Source organism: Nocardia sp. NPDC060220 (genome assembly GCF_042727815.1).
Taxonomy (GTDB): Bacteria; Actinomycetota; Actinomycetes; order Mycobacteriales; family Mycobacteriaceae; genus Nocardia.
Map to the genome: position 1 here is coordinate 1 of NZ_JBHWZY010000853.1, position 2868 is coordinate 2868.

The window sequence follows — 2868 nt, forward strand, 5'->3', positions numbered from 1 at the left end:
CCATCCTGGTGGTCGCGGCCACCGATGGCCCGATGCCGCAGACTCGCGAGCACGTGCTGCTCGCCCGTCAGGTCGGCGTGCCTTACATCCTGGTCGCGCTGAACAAGTCGGACATGGTCGACGATGAGGAAATCCTCGAGCTCGTCGAGATGGAGGTCCGCGAACTGCTGGCCTCGCAGGAATTCGACGAGGACGCGCCGGTCGTGCGTGTCTCCGGTCTGAAGGCCCTCGAGGGCGACGAGAAGTGGGCCGAGGCCATCGTCGAGCTCATGCAGGCCGTCGACGACTCGATCCCGGACCCGGTCCGCGAGACCGAGCTCCCGTTCCTGATGCCCGTTGAGGACGTCTTCACGATCACCGGTCGTGGCACCGTCGTCACCGGTCGTGTCGAGCGCGGCATCGTCAACGTGAACGAGGAGGTGGAAATCGTCGGCATCAAGGAGAAGTCGACCAAGACCACCGTCACCGGCATCGAGATGTTCCGCAAGCTGCTCGACCAGGGCCAGGCGGGCGACAACGTCGGCCTGCTGGTTCGTGGCATCAAGCGCGAAGATGTCGAGCGTGGCCAGGTTGTCGTCAAGCCGGGCACCACGACTCCCCACACGGAGTTCGAGGGCCAGGCGTACATCCTGTCGAAGGACGAGGGCGGCCGCCACACCCCGTTCTTCAACAACTACCGCCCGCAGTTCTACTTCCGTACCACGGACGTGACCGGCGTCGTTACCCTCCCCGAGGGCACCGAGATGGTCATGCCCGGCGACAACACCGAGATGCTGGTCAAGCTGATCCAGCCGGTCGCCATGGACGAAGGCCTGCGCTTCGCGATCCGCGAGGGTGGCCGCACCGTCGGTGCCGGTCGCGTCACGAAGATCATCAAGTGAGTCTCTGACTTGCTGACACCGCAACGGCGTCGCTCCTTCGGGAGCGGCGCCGTTCGGCGTTTCAGGGGCGATCGTGCGACTCGGACGGATCCACTACGCCGGTCGGACGCGGACGGTTACTCGGCCGCGGTCGTCTCGGTGGGCTATGGCGTGGCCGGGGTGGTCGATGCCGTCGATGCGCAGGGTGACGGAGGCTCCCTCGTCCAGGAAGTTGCGCCACCAGGACTTCTTGTCCGGCATCGCTACGCCGATGAGGTATTCGTCGCCGGAGCGGCGGTAGTTGACGGGGGTGCTGAACGTGCGGCCCGAGCGGCGGCCGGTGTAGGTGATCTGGGCGAAGGCTTTGCCGAGTAGCTTGCCGATGACGGGGGCATTGGTCAGGGCGACCACGCCGGTGTTGAACGCGCCGACACCGCGGCGCAACAGCGATTCTTGTCCCATCGGATCCTCCTGTAGTCGACGAACCGTCAGCCTACCGACGGTGGATGACTTCTGACGTCATCGTGGTTGTCGGTCGTGCTCGGTAGCGTTGGGGCACTATCGCATTCGAGAGGATCGGAGACCTCGTGGGCAAGGCCGCGCTCGAACGGGAATTGGATGTCAGCGAAGGGGTGCTCGAACACGGGATGCCCTATCTCGCGTTCGGATCGGGGCGGCCGCTGGTGTTCTTGCGGTGGTTCATGCCCGACCACGCCAATCCGCGTGGCTGGCTGCGGTCGAGTGAGATCAAGACGATGGCGCCGTTGGCCAGGAACTTCCGGGTGTACGCGGTCAATCGCGCGCCGGGGATGGCGGCCGGTACCTCGATGGGCGATATCGCGCGGGAGCACGCGGAAGCCCTGCACAACGAATTCGGTGCTCCCGTGGACGTTCTCGGCATCTCGTCGGGCGGCTCGGTAGCGCTGCAACTCGCCGCCGACCACCCCTCGGTGGTGCGCCGATTGGTGATCGCTTCCTCCGCCTATCGTCTCGGTCAGTCCGCACGGGTGTCGCAGATGAACTACGCGGAGGCCGCCGCCGCGGGCAAACGCTCGCTGCACCACATGGCGACCCAGGGCATCGAATCACGGCTGAAGGCCCGGCTCATCGGTGCCGCGGCCTGGCTTGCGGACCCGCTGTTCCGCCCGAAGAACCCAGCCGACACCCTCGCCTTCGTGCATGCCGAGGATGCCTTCGATCTCACCGACCGTCTCGCCGACATCACGAACCCCACTCTGGTCGTCGCAGGCGACCGCGACGAGTTCTACGACCAATCCTCCTTCCGCTACACCGCAGACGGCATTCCTGATTCCCGCTTGATCGTCTACCCCGCGACAGACCACCTCGGGGCGATCAAACACGCCCGGTTCGCTTCGGACGTCACCGAATTCCTTTCGGCGACGGGCTGACTCAGCGAATCTTGGCTCCGTATACGTGCTCGACGGACAACGCCATGAGTACGCGGCGATCCGAGACCATGACCTCGCGGTACTCGTTCCAGTCGGGGTGTTCGCCTGCGGCTGCGCGGTAGTAGTCGACCAAGGCCTCGACTTCCGGGCCGTTCGGGTCCGTGCCGGGGCCGGTCAAGGTGGCGGTGCCCTCGGCGGTGGCCCAGGACCAGCCGTCGGCGCTGGTGACCTCGAGGGCAGCGCGCGGGTCGCGACGGAGGTTGATCGTCTTGGCACGGCCTTCGGTCATGGAGACGTAGATGATGCCCGCGGCGCGGTCGTAGTACGGGGTGACGGGGGAGAGTTGGGGGCGGCCGTCGGATTTGATGGTGGCCAGGATGCCGATGCGGGAGTCGGCGATGAGGGCGTGCAGGTCGAGCGCGGTTTCGGGCATCGATCGGCTCCTAAGGGTGGCGGGGCTGTTCGTTGTGTCGAACCGTCGTGGTCGCGCGTTTATGCCCGGGCGGCGGAAATCCCGTCGACAGCGCGCGATCGGGCGCGTAGAACTTGTCGCATGGTTACAGCACGTCCGCAGTCGCGGTTCTAGCTCGCATCGGGTC

General features: G+C 66.0%; 4 protein-coding genes. 2 read left to right on the forward strand and 2 right to left on the reverse strand.

Features of this window, described 5'->3' with window-relative positions:
* Positions 1-881: elongation factor Tu (locus ACFWF3_RS30705; RefSeq protein WP_379317200.1), on the forward strand; the 881-nt coding region annotated here is incomplete at its 5' end.
* A gap of 93 nt (positions 882-974) precedes the next feature.
* On the opposite strand, the gene ACFWF3_RS30710 is transcribed toward ACFWF3_RS30705, so the two are convergent.
* A complete protein-coding gene (locus tag ACFWF3_RS30710; RefSeq protein ID WP_378990903.1) occupies positions 975-1322 on the reverse strand; it encodes a nitroreductase/quinone reductase family protein in 348 nt (115 codons plus the stop codon).
* 125 nt (positions 1323-1447) lie between these two features.
* On the opposite strand from ACFWF3_RS30710, the gene ACFWF3_RS30715 reads away from it, so the two are divergent.
* Entirely contained in the window at positions 1448-2269 is an 822-nt protein-coding gene (locus tag ACFWF3_RS30715; protein ID WP_379317202.1) for an alpha/beta fold hydrolase, read from the forward strand.
* A gap of 1 nt (position 2270) precedes the next feature.
* Here ACFWF3_RS30715 and ACFWF3_RS30720 read toward each other — a convergent pair whose 3' ends face one another.
* Entirely contained in the window at positions 2271-2702 is a 432-nt protein-coding gene (locus tag ACFWF3_RS30720) for a PPOX class F420-dependent oxidoreductase (protein WP_378990900.1), read from the reverse strand.
* Positions 2703-2868: the final 166 nt, after the last annotated feature.

Coding starts and splice junctions, on each gene's coding strand:
- ACFWF3_RS30710 (WP_378990903.1), bottom strand. CDS start 1,322: ATGGGACAAGAATCGCTGTTGCGCCGCGGTGTCGGCGCGTTCAACACC.
- ACFWF3_RS30720 (WP_378990900.1), bottom strand. CDS start 2,702: ATGCCCGAAACCGCGCTCGACCTGCACGCCCTCATCGCCGACTCCCGC.